The sequence below is a fragment of the Micromonospora yangpuensis genome (assembly GCF_900091615.1).
GTDB classification, from domain to species: Bacteria; Actinomycetota; Actinomycetes; order Mycobacteriales; family Micromonosporaceae; genus Micromonospora; species Micromonospora yangpuensis.
Genome location: NZ_FMIA01000002.1, coordinates 5,599,949 through 5,614,014, shown reverse-complemented (window position 1 = coordinate 5,614,014; position 14,066 = coordinate 5,599,949). Strand labels below are relative to the sequence as shown.

Below are 14,066 nucleotides of genomic sequence, written 5' to 3'. Positions count from 1 at the left end.
CGTGCCGCCGACGGCGCGGATCCGTACCGGTGGCTGGGCCGACCGGTCACCCGGGCGGGGGCCGGCGTGCGCCGACCCCCGCCGGGACGTCACTTCTGCAGGTAGATGCTCAGGTCGGCCATGTTCTCGTAGCTCTTGGCCGCGAAGTCCAGCGACTGACCCCGGTTCTCGGTACCGCCCGGGGCGGTGTCCATCTCCCAGTTGGCGTGGTGGAAGTGCCGCTCGCCGATGGTCTGGAAGAACTGCTGGAAGTTGATGTCGCCGTCGCCGAGCGGCGTCATCTCGTACCCGTTGGCCAGGTCGGTACGGCGGTCGCCGTCCTTGGCGTGGAACAGCGGGAACCGCTTGGTCCGGTCGGCCACGTTGAGGATCGGGTCGAAGAGGCTGGTCTTCTCCACCCCGTTCGCGTTGATGAACTTGGTGTGCTTGAACCGGGCCACGTAGGCCCAGTAGATGTCCAGCTCGAAGAAGACGTAGCGCGGGTCGGTCTGGCCGAAGAAGTACTCCAGCCGGCGGATGCCGGAGGACCGGGTCTGGCGGCCCGAGGAGTCCCGGGGGCCGGCGTCGAGCAGGAAGCTGTACTCCGCGTCGTGGTTGTGCGTGTACAGCCGCATGCCTCGGGCCTTGGCCTGGCGGCCCAGCTCGTTCCAGACGTCGGCGGCGGCGTCCCAGTCGGCCTTGTAGGCGCTGTTGGTCGGGGCACTGCCGGTGCCGATGTTCTTCATGCCCAGCGTCTCGGCGATGTCGAGCTGCTGCTGGAAGCTGGTCGCGTTGATGGAGGTGTGGCAGCCGTTGGCGACCAGGCCGTTGTCGTCCAGGATCTTGCGGATCTCGGCCGGGGTGATCTGCCGGCCCAGGATCTCGGTGCTCTGGTTGAAGCCGGCGAACTCGATCTCCTTGTAGCCGATCTCGGCCAGCCGGGCGAGGACCCGCTCGAAGCCGTACGGCACGCCGCTGTCGTCAGGTGCGGCGGAGATCCGGTCCCGCACCGAGTAGAGGATGATGCCCCGGTTGGTCGGCGGGATCAGCGGCGCGGCCCGCAGACCGCTGCTGCCGGCGTCCGGGTCGCTGCCCTTGGCGGCGCCGAGGGCGGGGGCGGCGGTGCCGAGGACCGGCAGGCCGACGGCGCCGATCGCGGCGGCGGCACCGGCGGAGGCGGCCAGCAGCCGGCGGCGGCTGAGCCGGCCGTCGGGGGTTGTGGTGAACGGGTCGTGAGCGGGCTGGTCCGGCATTTCTGCACCTTCCGTGACGGCCAGAGCCGTCGAGCGTCCGTGACGGCCGGAGCCGTCGAGGGGTGTTCAGCAGCTGTACGGCGGACAGGTCGAAGGCGCCGCCGAGCGCCGTCCGGTCCCTGGAGGTGTCCGGTGGGGACCATCGGTCCGCGATGTGGTTGACAAGGTGGTGGTCCACGCCGCCGCCACGGGTGGACGCTCGCCGCCCCGGGGGATGGGGCGACCAGGTCGGTGAACCAGGTCGTCGTAGCGCGTCCGAGTAGAGTGTTGCGTCCGCGTTACATCTTGGGGACAGACCATAGCCACGGCCGGCTGCGAAAAGAAAGGCTCCATTGGAGCAAACTTTTGTCTTTCCTGACGAAAGCCTGTTCACCGGTGGTACGGATGCTGACGACTGCCACGAATCGGACCGTCGACTATGCCGCGTGACGGCTCCGTCACCGCACCCGGCGGCTGCCGGTGGAAACCGGCCCCGGCCTGGCCGGTCCCGCGCCGCAGCCGGCACCGGGGTCACTAGGCTGACCCGGACCGACGTCACCGCCGACGCGGGTGTGCCGCCAGGGGAGGATTCGATGGGAGTTCCACGGCTGGACGGCAGCCCCGACGCACCCGCGAAGCGCGGGTGCGCCCTGCTGCTGGTCGGCGCGCTCGTCCTGAGCGGCTGTGACTCGGCCCCCGAGCAGGACGAGCGACCGGCCCCGACCACCTCGTCGGCTGCGTCGCGGGACTTCGAACCCGGTGCCGCCGGGGCCGGCGACGACTACTTCCCCACGTACGGCAACGGCGGGTACGACGTCGGGAAGTACACCGTGCGGGTCCGCTACGACCCGTCGCGGGACGAGCTGAGCGGCACCACCACCGTGCAGGCCACCGCCAGCGCCAACCTCTCCGCGTTCAACCTCGACCTGGCCGGCCTGACGGTCCGGAAGGTGACCGTGGACGGTGCCGAGGCCAAGCACTCCCGCACCGACAACGAGCTGGTCGTCACCCCGGCCACCGGGTTGACCGCCGGTAACGGCTTCGTCGCCGAGATCAGCTACGACGGCAAGCCGGCCCCGATCGACAACGAGGTCCTCGGCGAGGGTGGCTGGCTGCACACCTCCGACGGTGCCATCGCCCTCGGCCAGCCCGAGTCGGCGAGCACCTGGTTCCCGGTCAACGACCACCCGTCGGACAAGGCGACGTACGACTTCGAGATCACCGTGCCGGACGGGCTGACCGCGGTCAGCAACGGCGTGCCCGGGGGCAGGACCAGCGCGGACGGCTGGACCACCTGGAAGTGGGCCGAGCGGGTGCCGATGGCCAGCTACCTGAGCACGGTGGTGATCGGCAAATTCCGGCTGACCACCGGCGAACACAAGGGACGCCCGGTGTACCACGCGGTCAGCACCAAGCTGCCCAAGGGCGCGGCCGACCGGTCGATCGCGGCCACCGTCGAGGTCGCCGACTACCTGGAGACCGTCTTCGGGCCGTACCCGGTGCAGGCGTACGGCGGGGTGGTCGTCGCCGACGAGCGGATCCGCTACGCGCTGGAGACACAGAGCCGCCCGGTGTACGGGGCGAGCTTCTTCAACCGGGGCGAGAACACCGAGGTCGTCGCGCACGAGCTGGCCCACCAGTGGTTCGGCAACAGCGTGGCGCTGGCCAGGTGGTCCGACATCTGGCTCAACGAGGGCTTCGCCACCTACGCGGAGTGGCTCTGGGTGGAGCACGACGGCGGACGCAGCGCGCAGCAGACCTTCGACGCCCGGTACGCCGGGGCGTCCGCCCAGGTCTGGCGCACCCCGCCGGGCCGGCCCGGCCCGGAGAACCTGTTCAGCGAGTCGGTCTACCAGCGCGGCGGGATGACCGTGCACGCGCTGCGGCTGGCCGTCGGCGACGACGCCTTCTTCCGGATCCTCAAGGCCTGGCCGGAGGAGAAGCGCGACGGCAACGCCACCACCGACGAGTTCGTGGCGCTTGCCGAGCGGATCTCCGGCAAGCAGCTCGACGACCTCTTCGACGCCTGGCTCTACGGCACCCAACGCCCCCCACCCCCGAAGTAAGGAAGGGCCCCCGCTTAACGCCTACGGTCGAGAGGGGAACCCCGCTCACCGTCGGGGGCTCAGTTGGTCACCCGCAGCTTCGGATGGTCGGCGAGGTACTCCTGGACCCGGCCGGCGCGCAGCTCGGTGAGGAACGACCGGCCGACGTCGGTGAGCTGCTCGCCCCGGTAGCCGCTGCCCTTGCCGACCGAGTCGCCGGGCAGCCCGACCAGGGTCAGCGCGTCGGGCGGCAGCGCACCCAGGGCGTACGCCACGTCCACGATCCGCGGGCCGCCGGTGTAGATCAGGGTGTCGCCGAGGGCGGCGACCACCTGCTCCACCCGGTCCGGCTGCCGGGCCAGGCCCTGGTCGTAGATCTTGGTCACCAGGGCCCGGATCAGCTGCTGCTGGTGGCGTTGCCGGGCGTAGTCGCCACCGGTGATGTACCGCTGGCGGGCGTAGTCGATCGCCTGCCAGCCGTTGAGGTGCCGCTCACCCTTCTCGTAGACCATCTGCGGGCCGACGTACCCGCCGGGACCGGGATCCCGGTGCTTGCCGTCGGGCTTGCGGTGCAGCGAGACGGTCCGCTGGTCGATGTAGAGGTCCACCCCGCCGAGGGAGTCCACCAGCTTGTCGAAGCCGTTGAAGGTCAGTACCGCCCCGGCGTCGACGCGCAACCCGGTGTAGTCGGTGACCGTCCGGCGCAGCAGCTCGTACCCCTGGGCGGTGTCGGGTCGCTCGCGCCTGCCCGGCACCCGGCTGCCGTAGCTCATCGCGTGGGTGAGTTTCGTCCGCCCGCCCCGGTAGCCGGCGACCGGGTAGGCCGGGATGTCGACCAGCAGGTCGCGGGGGAGCGAGAAGAGGTACGCCCGGTCGAGTGCCCGCTCGACGTGCAGCAAGAGCACGGCGTCGGCGTGCGGTTCCCAGTCGGGCACGCTGACCCGGGTGTCCACCCCGACGATCAGGAACGTCAACGGCCCGGTCAGGTCGGCACCCGGTGGCGGCGTCGGGCTGGGCGTGGGTGACGGCGTCGGGGTACCACCCGGGCCGACGGTGGGCCGGGCGGTGCTGTCGCCGGGCCCGCCGACCAGCCGGGCGGTGACCACCGTGCCGGCCGCGAGCAGGGCGACCACGGCCAACGCCGCGAGCCCCACCCACCACCGCCGGTGGGACGACCAGACCTGGTACGCCACCGGGCCTCCTCTCCGGTACGGGCGCGGCAGCGCCCCCGGCGTCGAGGTTCCCCCGCGCCCAACCGACATGATCGCCCGAAAACCGCCACGGTGGGGTGCTGCTTTCGCAGAACCAGGGTCAGGACGCCACCGTTTCCCCGATCCGACGCCACCCGCCACCCGGGGAACGGCTGTGGGTAGGCTTTCTCGCCATGAGCACGCCTCGCCCTGTCCTGGTGGTGGACTTCGGAGCCCAGTACGCCCAGCTCATCGCGCGGCGGGTACGTGAGGCGCGGGTCTACTCCGAGATCGTCCCGCACTCGATGCCGGTCGCCGAGATGCTGGCCAAGGATCCGGCCGCGATCATCCTCTCCGGCGGCCCGTCCAGTGTCTACGCCCCCGGTGCCCCGCGGATCGACGCCGACGTCTTCACCTCGGACGTGCCGGTCTTCGGCATCTGCTACGGCTTCCAGGCGATGGCGCAGGCGCTCGGCGGCACGGTCGCCCGGACCGGCAACCGGGAGTACGGCGGCACCCCGCTGCGTCCCCGGCTGCTCGACCCCGGGGTGCTGCTCCGGGACCTGCCGGCGGACCTGCCGGTCTGGATGAGTCACGGCGACTGCGTGACGGAGGCCCCGGCGGGCTTCACGGTGACCGCCGAGTCGGCGGGCGCGCCGGTGGCGGCCTTCGAGGACCTGGCCGGTCGCCGGGCCGGGGTGCAGTTCCACCCCGAGGTCGGGCACACCGCGCACGGCCAGGAGATGCTCACCCGCTTCCTGTACGACATCGCCGGCATCGAGCCCACCTGGACGCCGGAGAACATCATCGACGAGCAGGTGGCCCGGATCCGGGCGCAGGTCGGCGACAAGGAGGTCATCTGCGGTCTCAGCGGCGGGGTGGACTCCGCGGTCGCCGCCGCGCTTGTCCACCGGGCCGTCGGTGACCAGCTCACCTGCGTCTTCGTCGACCACGGGCTGCTGCGTGCCGGCGAGGCCGAGCAGGTGGAGAAGGACTACGTCGCGGCCACCGGGATCAAGCTGAAGGTGGTCGACGCGGCCGACCGGTTCCTCGGTGCGCTGGCCGGGGTGACCGACCCGGAGCAGAAGCGCAAGATCATCGGCCGGGAGTTCATCCGGGTCTTCGAGGCCGCCGCCCGGGAGGTCGCCGCGCACGGCGACGTCGAGTTCCTGGTGCAGGGCACCCTCTACCCGGACGTGGTGGAGTCCGGTGGCGGCACCGGCACCGCCAACATCAAGAGCCACCACAACGTCGGCGGGCTGCCTGAGGATCTGAAGTTCGCCCTGGTCGAGCCGCTGCGTACGCTCTTCAAGGACGAGGTCCGCGCGCTCGGCCTGCAACTGGGCCTGCCCGAGGCGATGGTCTGGCGGCACCCGTTCCCCGGCCCCGGGCTGGCCATCCGGATCATCGGCGCGGTCGACCAGGAGCGGCTCGACCTGCTCCGCCAGGCCGACCTGATCGCCCGCGAGGAGCTGACCGCCGCGGGCCTGGACCGGGGCGTCTGGCAGTTCCCGGTGGTGCTCCTGGCCGACGTGCGCAGCGTCGGGGTGCAGGGTGACGGGCGCAGCTACGGGCATCCCGTGGTGCTGCGCCCGGTCTCCAGCGAGGACGCGATGACCGCCGACTGGTCCCGGCTGCCCTACGAGGTGGTCGCGAAGATCTCCACCCGGATCACCAACGAGGTCGCCGAGGTCAACCGGGTGGTGCTGGACGTGACCAGCAAGCCGCCGGGCACCATCGAGTGGGAGTGACCACCGTCAGCCGGCCGGCGGCACCGGCGCGGTAGCCGCCGACGGTGGGGTGGTGGCTGCCGGCGGCGCGGCCGGCGGGTCGTGCGGTGACTGCCCGAACGGGCCCGGGGTGGGCCACTGCGGCGGGCCCGTCGGGTGTGGCGCGGTGCCCGTCTGGTGCGGCCAGGCGGGCGCGCCCGCCGGCTCCTCGGGCATCAGGAACCACATCACCGGGTACGCGAGCGCCGCGACACCGGCGGTGAGCAGGGTCGCCACGGCGAAGACCACTCGGATCAGCGTCGGGTCGACGGCGAAGTAGCGGCCGACCCCGCTGGCCACCCCGGCCAGCATGCGGTCGGTCGTCGGGCGTCGGAGTTGCTTGTACGGGGGCTGAGGTGCGTGCGTCGAGGTCATGTCTCCACGGTCCACGCCGGCAGCCGGGCCGACCTCGGTGAAGGCCCGGATCCCGACCCTGAGTGGTCCCCGACGTGCCATACCCTGAATGATCCTCAATGCCGAGGTTTGAGTCAGGAATCCGACTCTGTTCCGCTGCGGTAACGCCATCCGGGGAGAATTTCCCCCCGTGACCACCTTGCTGGAGCCGCTCCGCAGGATCGCGGCATACGCAGTTTGTGCTGATTCCCTCGGCCGAGTGTTGCTGGTCCGCGCATCGGAGCGCTCCGGCACCCCCGGCACCTGGTCGTTGCCCGGTGGAGCCGTCGACCACGGCGAGGACCCGAACCACACGGTCGTCCGGGAGACCGCCGCCGAGACCGGCCTCTCCGTCGCCGTCTCCGGCCTGGCCGACGTGCTGGCCGACATGCGGGCGCTGGCCGACCGCGGCATCACCATCCACACCGACCGGCTGATCTACCGCGTCTCGGTGCGCGGCGGCACGCTCACCGAGCGGGTGGACCGCCCGACCGACCTGGTCCGCTGGGTGACCCTCGACGAGGCCCGGCTGCTCCCGCTACGGTCGTTCACCGCCCGCGCGCTGGGCCTGCCCGCCTCCTCGGCCGACGTGGTGCCCGACGAGGCCCCCGAGTTCCCCTCCTTCTACGCCGTGCCCGGCCCCGACGGGCTGCACCGGGCGCAGCGTTTCGCCGCGTACGCGGTGGCCACCGACCCGGCGGGCCGGGTGCTGCTCACCCGGGTCTCCGACGGTTACCCCGGCGCCGGTTGCTGGCACCTGCCCGGCGGCGGCACGGACTACGGCGAGCAGCCGGGTGCCGCGCTGATCCGGGAGCTGGTCGAGGAGACCGGGCAGACCGGACGACTCGTGGAGCTGCTCGGGGTCGCCAGCCACCGGGACGCCGCCTCACTCGGCCCGGAGGGCTACCCGATCGACTGGCACGGCGTCCGCGCCTTCTACCGGGTGATGGTCGACCAGCCGGCGCCCTGCGCCGTCACCGACGTCGGTGGCTCCACCTGCGAGGCGCGCTGGTTCGCCCGGGAGGAGCTGGGTGCGCTGCCCACCACCAGCCTGACCGAGGTCACCGCCGAGGCCGTCCAGGCCGCGCAGCTCACCTGACCCCCTCCCCGCCCGTCCCCACCCTCCCTGCCCGCCGGTCGGGGAGCGGACCGGGCGGCACGCCGGCCTCGACCCTGGTTAGCCTCTTGAGCGACGGGGCGGGACGGGCGGGGAGGGTTGCACCGATGGAGTCGGTTCGGCGGATCGGGGCGTACGGGCTGGTACGCGACGGTGACCGGGTGCTGCTGGTCCGGGGCTCGGCCCGGTGCCACTTTCCCGGCGTGTGGCAGCTGCCCGGTGGTGGACCGCGGCACGCCGAGCACCCGGCGCACGCGCTGGTCCGCAGGGTCGCGGAGGAAACCGGCCTCACCGTCCACGTGCTCGGGCCCCGGGCCGCCGTCGCGGACCTCGTCCGGCTGCCGGACCGCACCTGCCACGTCGACCGGATCCTCTTCGACGCCGAGGCCGGCCCCGGCGTACTGCGCGTGGATGCCGACGGCGGGGTGGCCGAGGCCGCCTGGTTCACCCCGGACGAGGCGGGCCGGGTGCCGCTGATGCCGTTCACCGCCGACCTGCTCGGCCTGCCCGTCACCGCGCTGCCACCGCCGGTGCCACTGCCACCGCCGGTGCCGGTGAGTGCCGGGGCGGGGCGGGACGTGGCCGACCAACGGCAGCGTTTCGCGGCGTACGGGCTGGTCACCGACCCGGCCGGACGGATCCTGCTCACGATGATCGCCGAGGGGTACCCGAGTGCCGGCCGTTGGCACCTGCCCGGTGGCGGTACCGATCACGGCGAGCAGCCGGTCACCGCGCTGCTGAGGGAGTTGGTCGAGGAGACCGGCCAGTTCGGGCGGGTGTTGGAGCTGTTGGACGTGGACAATCTGCACGACCCGGCGGCGGTCGGTCCCGAGGGCCGGCCGCTGGACTGGCACGGCGTCCGGGTGGTCTTCCGAGTGATCATCGACACCCCGACCGAGGCGATGGTGACCGAGGCGGCCGGCGGCTCGACGGCCCGGGCCGCCTGGTTCACCCCGCAGCAGGTGGGCGGGCTGCGGCTGACCGGAGTCGCCAGCCGGGCGATCGGGGGACACCGGACCCGGCGTACACCCGACAGGCCGATCTGGCCCACCTCCGGTAGAGTCGGCAGGTGAAAGTTGTTGGTGAAAACGGGCTTTTTGCCGCGAACATCGGTCCGATCACCGTGGACACCAGCGGGAAAACCGGGCAGGTTGCCCGACAGGGGAAGAACTGAGCGGTTCGTGCGGTTACGGGAGGTATAAGTACCGCCGGCAGCTATCGCCAACCGCCGTTCCCTGTGCGATTGTGTACTCCGCTGAAACGGCTGCCGGGCCAGAAGAAGGTCCGGCACGAGACAGCCGGACACCCGCCCCCCGTGGCGGTGAGCCGATCCGGTGATGGAGGAACAGTGCCGAGAGCCCCCTGGCGCCGGCGTCGTACGACTGACAGTCCGCGCCCCGCAGGACGTCGTTGGGCGGGCCCGTTGCGCCGCAGCAGCACGTTCGCCCGACAGGTGCTGCTGGTACGGGTCGGTCGTCAGAACGGTGACCCGTCCGGCAGCACGGACCTGATGCTGCCCGAGCCGCGTCATCTCGAACGGTCACGTCGCCGCTACGGTCTGGGCCGCTACCCGCGGACCGAGACCACAACCGTCCCGCCGCTGGACACCGAGGCGACAGCCGTCGCGCCGGTCAGCCCGGCCCTCGCGCCCAGCACACCGGTCGACGACGAGTCGCCCGCGATCTCGATCCCGCTGCTGCCCGGTGCCCGCACCACCAGCCGTCGGATGAAGTTCGCGCTTGTCAACGCGTGCACCCTGGCCAGCCTGATGCTCGGCATCACCGCCATCTTCGTGGCCATGCAGGGCGACGTACGCATCGCGGCGGCGCTCCTGATCGCCTGCGTGGCCTTCGACGGCCTCGACGGGATGCTGGCCCGCAAGCTCGGTGTCGCCAGCCCGTTCGGCGCTCAGATGGACTCGCTGGCCGACATGTGCTCCTTCGGTCTCGCCGCGCCCGTGGTGGTCTACGCCTCGCTGGCCGGCTCGGCGCCCATGCCGGCCGCCGCGGTGGCCGCCGCTCTCGTCGCCGCCTGCGCGGCGATCCGGCTCGCCCGGTTCAACGTCTCGCCGAAGGACGGCCGGTTCTTCTGCGGGGTGCCCACCACGATGGCCGCCGCCGTCATGGCGCTCGCGGTCCTGATCGGCCTGCCGGTGCCGGCCGTGGTGCAGGTGGCCGGGGTGGCGGTGCTGGCGTTCACGATGGTCTCCAGCTTCCCGTACGCCAAGCTCGCCCGGCTGGTCAAGCTGCCGCCGTGGGTGTTGCTGGTGCCGGTGACCGGTGCGCTGATCGATGTCCGGCTCACCTTCGCCCTGATCGTGGTGGGCTACCTGGCCAGCGGCCCGCTGCTCTGGCTGCACCAGCGCCGGGCGGCCTGAGCACCCGGCTGCGCCAGCGCCGGGCGGCCTGAGCCGACGACGACCCTGACGCCGAAGGGGGCACCGCGCGAGCGGTGCCCCCTTCGGCGTCCTCGCGGTCTCAGCGCCAGCGGGCGACGACCGTGGATCCGCCGATCACCTTGTCGCCGGGGCCGACCAGCGGCTCGGCGGCCTCCACCGGCAGGTAGACGTCGGTCCGGGAGCCGAACCGGATCAGCCCGAACCGCTCACCCCGGGCCAGCAGCGCGCCGACCGGGGCCCGCTGCACGATCCGACGGGCGATCAGGCCGGTACGCTGCGCCACCACCACCGTGCCGCGTTCGGTGTCAAGCACCGTGTACGCGGCGACGTTGTGCTCCGCCTCCGGCTTCATGGCATTGGCGAAACCGCCGTCGGCGACGAAGTAGTCGACCACCTTGCCGGCCACCGGGGAACGGTTGACGTGCACGTCCAGCACCGACAGGAAGACCGCGACCCGGAGCCACTCGCCCGGGCCGAACCGCTCGTCGTGCAGCCGCTGTACCGAGAGGACCCGGCCGTCGGCGGGGGCCACCACGGCGGTGGGATCCTCCGGCACGTCCCGCTCCGGATCCCGGAAGAAGGCGGCCACCGGCCCGGCGGCCAGCGCCGGCACCAGCCACAGCTTCGACTTCGGCCGGGTCAGCCGGGCCACCGCCGCCAACCCGAGGGCGATCCCGGCCGCCGCCACCCCGTTGGAGTCCAGGTGCATGCCGCGGGTCAGCGGCACGCTCGACGGTCGGTACGCCGGGGCGAGCTGGGCGGCCTGACCGACCGCGGCAGGCGTGAAACGCAACCGGTACACCCGTACCGGCGGCGGGTTGCGCAGCACCAGGTCGACGCCGACGCCGAAGAGGACGCCCTGCCGGTCCAGCTCGTCGGCCGCACCGTCGGTACGTCCCGGCCCGGCGGGCACCGCCAGGCAGAGCACCGCCCCGTCGGCCAGGTACTTGGTCAGGCTGTCGACGACACCGCGGGCCTCGTCGGCGGTGCCGGTCAGCGGCTCGGCCGCGATGACCACCTCGGCGGCGTCGGCCTCGGCGAGGGTGTCCACGACGCGTACCCGGTCGGCGACCCAGCGGCCCTGGGCCGCCACGTGCTCGCGCAGCTCGGCACCGGTGACCGTGGCGGCGGGTACGACGGTGAGCTGGTCGCCGGGGAGCAGCGACTCGAACGCGGCGGCGAGAACCGCGGCTCCCGGGGTCGCGCCGACCAGCAGGGCGGGCTTCGGGTCGTTGCGGCGGGCGAGCTCGGTGACGAGGGTACGGGCGGCTCGCTCGCCGACACGGACCGGACCGGACCGGCCGGAGGTGGGCACGGCGGGGAACTGGGTCATCGTGGACGGGCTCCTGACGGGGTAGCGGAGGGCGATCGGGGCGGTGCGGCCCGGTGACGCGCACCGAGGGACTGCGGCGAGATCTCCTCAGGCCAGCATAGGCGGCTCGGGACAGCGGCAGTACCGCCGTGGTCAGCCACCCGGTCGGTCCTGGCCCGGCCGGTGGTCCTGGCCCGGCCGGTGGTCCGGGGCCCCGGTGGACGGATCGGCGGTTACGGCCGCGACCGGATCACCGTCCGCGACCGGATCACCGTCCGCCACTGGATCACCGTCTGCCGTCGGTCCGCCGTCCGCCGTCGGTCCGGTGCCGTCACCGACCCCCGTCGGTCCGGTGGCGTCACCGCCCTCCGTCGGGTCGGCCCCGTCCTCGACTCCAGGCGCCGCCGGAGAGGCCGGAGCCGGTGGGGCTGCCTGGGGGCGCCCCGAGCGCAGCGCCCCGATCAGGCCGAGCACGCCGATCAGCAGCAACGCCCCGGCCAGGAACCAACCGATCGCCGGTACCGCGAAGCCGAGCAGCTGGGCGAGCAGCCACCAGGCCGCGACACCCAGGAAGATCAGCCCGAAGGCGAGACTGATCAGATCGGTACGGTGTGCCTTCACCGGGTCACCTCCAGATTGCCGGCGTTGACGTGCACGTAGAGGCGCAGCGTGCCGCCGCCCGCGCCGTCCCCGCCGAGGTCGGTCGTCTCCCGGGGGCGGCCGTTCACCCCGGCGGAGCGCTGCCCGAAGACGACGGCGTCCCCGGCCTTCACGTCGGCCACCACCGTGACGTCCACCTCCGGTGGCACCACCACCGTGGCCTCACCGAAATTGATCGACATGGTGACCTCCGTGTCCCGCCCCTCGAAGTCGATCGCGCGTAGGTCCAGCACGGCGTCGCCGAAGCTGTTCTCGTACCGGTTGGCCAGCTCGCGGTGGTCGGCGGGCGACCAGGTGACGTTCCCGTCGACACCGCGGATCCGGTCGTAGGACTCGGCGAGGGTGACGAAGCCGAGCGCTGCCGCGGTGACCAGCCCGAGAGCGATCAGCCAGCGGGCCCGGCCGAACCAGGTGCCGACCAGCAGGCCGCCGCCGATGGTGGTCAGGGCGGCCGCGAAGTACGCCGACGCGCCGACCTCGATGGCCCCGGCCAGGTCGAGCACACCCACCACACCCAACGCGAGGAAGATCAGCGAGAAGGTGGCGGCGCCCAGCCGGGACCGTTCCCGGGGCCGTTTCGGCCGGCGGGGCGGTGGTGCGGCGGGTCGGGGTGCCCCCGGGTACGGCCCGGCGTACGGCCCGTGCGGCGCGAACGGCGGCCGGTAGCCACCGGAAGGTGGCGGTGGTGGCCCGTAGCCACCGGAAGGTGGCGGTGGTGGTCCGTAGCCACCGGGAGACGATGGTGGTCCGTAGCCACCGGGAGGTGGCGGTGGCCCGTAGCCGCCGGCGGGCACCGCTGGTCCCTGACCACCGGGAGCCAGCAGCGCTGATCCGGAACCGCCGGCGGGCACCGCTGGTCCGTGGCCGCCGGAAGCCGGCAGCGCTGATCCGGAACCGCCGGCAGGTGAGGGCGCTCCGGAGCCGACGGCCGCTGGCAGTGGTGGGCGACCAGGACCATCGGCCGGCGGTGGCGAGGGGTACGCCGCCGGACCGTACGCACCCGGCAGCGACGGCCGGTGCCCGGCCGGCGGGTGCGGCGGTGGCGGATAACCACCCGGAGATGCCGACCAACCCCCCGGTTGCGGCAGCGGTGGAGTTCCCGGACGGCCACGTGCCGGTGGCCGCGGTGGCCATGCCGGCGCCGTGCCGGCGGGCTGGCCGAAGGGGTGCGCAGGACCTGTCGAGGGCATGGCGGCTCCGCCTGGGGGCAGTGGGTGCGACCCGCTCGTGGGAAAGGCGGTCGGGTCGCCGGTGGGCACGGGGGTGTGCCGGGGCAGTGGGCCCGGGGCGGTCGTCGCCGGGGCGAACGGTGCCGGGTGACCCACCGGGTACTCCGGCGGGGCGGCCCCGCGTCGGTCCCGGTTGAGCAGCAGCGCCCCGCCGACCAGGATCGTCGCGCCGAGCAGCACGGCCCGGAACGCGTCGGTGACGATGTACCCGAAACTCACCGCGACCAGGATGCTCAACACGATCACGGTGACCGGGGACATCGCGGAGCGGCCGCGGCCCAGCATCGACTCGACCGGACTGGCGGTGTCGCCCTCGCCCGGGATGACCAACCAGGCCGCGACGTAGATCAGGATGCCGATGCCGCCGAAGAAGCCGAGCACCGCCAGCAGTACCCGCCAGAGCACCGGGTCGGTGTTGGTGGCCCGGCCGACCGCCGCACAGACCCCGGCCAGGTAACGCCCGTCGTGCGGGCGGACCAGGCCGTACCGGGAGGTGAAGCCGGCAGTGCCGAACGGGGGGACGGACCGGTCGTCGCCGGGCCCCGGCGCGCCGTACCCGGGTGGCGGTGGGCCGGGTGACGGCGGCGGGCCGGGCGGCGGTGTCGTCCCGGGGTGGGAGGACGGAGCGGCTTCCTCGGTCATAGCCACGATCCTGCTCGCCGGGGAGGCCGGGCGGCCTCCGGTGGCGACCCTGACCCCACCCTGATATCCGCCGAGGGCGAATGTCGGGGACGTCCCCGTG

10 protein-coding genes and 1 pseudogene are annotated in these 14,066 nt (G+C 72.9%); 5 read left to right on the top strand and 6 right to left on the bottom strand.

Annotation, left to right across the window (positions count from 1 at the left end):
- Nucleotides 1-89 precede the first annotated feature (89 nt).
- Entirely contained in the window at nt 90-1,232 is a 1,143-nt protein-coding gene (locus GA0070617_RS25245) for a sugar phosphate isomerase/epimerase family protein (RefSeq protein ID WP_091443737.1), read from the bottom strand.
- A gap of 572 nt (nt 1,233-1,804) precedes the next feature.
- Here GA0070617_RS25245 and GA0070617_RS25240 point away from each other — a divergent pair.
- Nucleotides 1,805-3,277, top strand: a complete 1,473-nt coding sequence (locus tag GA0070617_RS25240) for a M1 family metallopeptidase (protein ID WP_091443734.1) — start codon at nt 1,805-1,807, stop codon at nt 3,275-3,277.
- A gap of 59 nt (nt 3,278-3,336) precedes the next feature.
- On the opposite strand, the gene GA0070617_RS25235 is transcribed toward GA0070617_RS25240, so the two are convergent.
- Nucleotides 3,337-4,449, bottom strand: a complete 1,113-nt coding sequence (locus GA0070617_RS25235) for an LCP family protein (protein WP_229688560.1) — start codon at nt 4,447-4,449, stop codon at nt 3,337-3,339.
- Between the two features lie 191 nt (nt 4,450-4,640).
- Here GA0070617_RS25235 and guaA point away from each other — a divergent pair, with 191 nt between their 5' ends.
- Nucleotides 4,641-6,197 (top strand): glutamine-hydrolyzing GMP synthase, encoded by a 1,557-nt coding sequence (guaA, locus tag GA0070617_RS25230; RefSeq protein ID WP_091443726.1) that lies wholly within the window; start codon nt 4,641-4,643, stop codon nt 6,195-6,197.
- Nucleotides 6,198-6,203: 6 nt separating this feature from the next.
- On the opposite strand, the gene GA0070617_RS25225 is transcribed toward guaA, so the two are convergent.
- The gene (locus GA0070617_RS25225) at nt 6,204-6,590 is read right to left on the bottom strand and encodes a PspC domain-containing protein (protein WP_091447334.1); all 387 of its coding nucleotides are present in this window, start codon (nt 6,588-6,590) and stop codon (nt 6,204-6,206) included.
- A 169-nt stretch (nt 6,591-6,759) separates the two neighbouring features.
- Between GA0070617_RS25225 and GA0070617_RS25220 the strand changes: the two genes are divergently transcribed.
- The 3 genes from GA0070617_RS25220 (at nt 6,760) to GA0070617_RS25210 (ending at nt 10,102) form a co-directional block, all read left to right on the top strand.
- Complete coding sequence (locus GA0070617_RS25220) at nt 6,760-7,707, top strand: NUDIX hydrolase (RefSeq protein WP_091443722.1); 948 nt, start codon at nt 6,760-6,762, stop codon at nt 7,705-7,707.
- A gap of 125 nt (nt 7,708-7,832) precedes the next feature.
- A complete protein-coding gene (locus GA0070617_RS25215; RefSeq protein WP_091443718.1) occupies nt 7,833-8,798 on the top strand; it encodes an NUDIX hydrolase in 966 nt (321 codons plus the stop codon).
- Between the two features lie 350 nt (nt 8,799-9,148).
- On the top strand, nt 9,149-10,102 hold the full coding sequence (locus GA0070617_RS25210; RefSeq protein WP_091443715.1) for a CDP-alcohol phosphatidyltransferase family protein: 954 nt from the start codon (nt 9,149-9,151) through the stop codon (nt 10,100-10,102).
- A 100-nt stretch (nt 10,103-10,202) separates the two neighbouring features.
- Here the strand turns inward: GA0070617_RS25210 and GA0070617_RS25205 are convergent, their stop codons facing one another.
- The 3 genes and pseudogenes from GA0070617_RS25205 to GA0070617_RS25195 all read right to left on the bottom strand — a co-directional run bounded on the left by GA0070617_RS25205 (nt 10,203) and on the right by GA0070617_RS25195 (nt 13,966).
- Entirely contained in the window at nt 10,203-11,456 is a 1,254-nt protein-coding gene (locus GA0070617_RS25205) for a phosphatidylserine decarboxylase (RefSeq protein WP_091443712.1), read from the bottom strand.
- Between the two features lie 342 nt (nt 11,457-11,798).
- Nucleotides 11,799-12,056, bottom strand: a pseudogene (locus GA0070617_RS32480) (hypothetical protein); the annotation flags it as partial.
- Complete coding sequence (locus GA0070617_RS25195) at nt 12,053-13,966, bottom strand: PspC domain-containing protein (protein WP_091443709.1); 1,914 nt, start codon at nt 13,964-13,966, stop codon at nt 12,053-12,055. The gene GA0070617_RS25195 and the pseudogene GA0070617_RS32480, both read right to left, overlap by 4 nt.
- Nucleotides 13,967-14,066 lie beyond the last annotated feature (100 nt).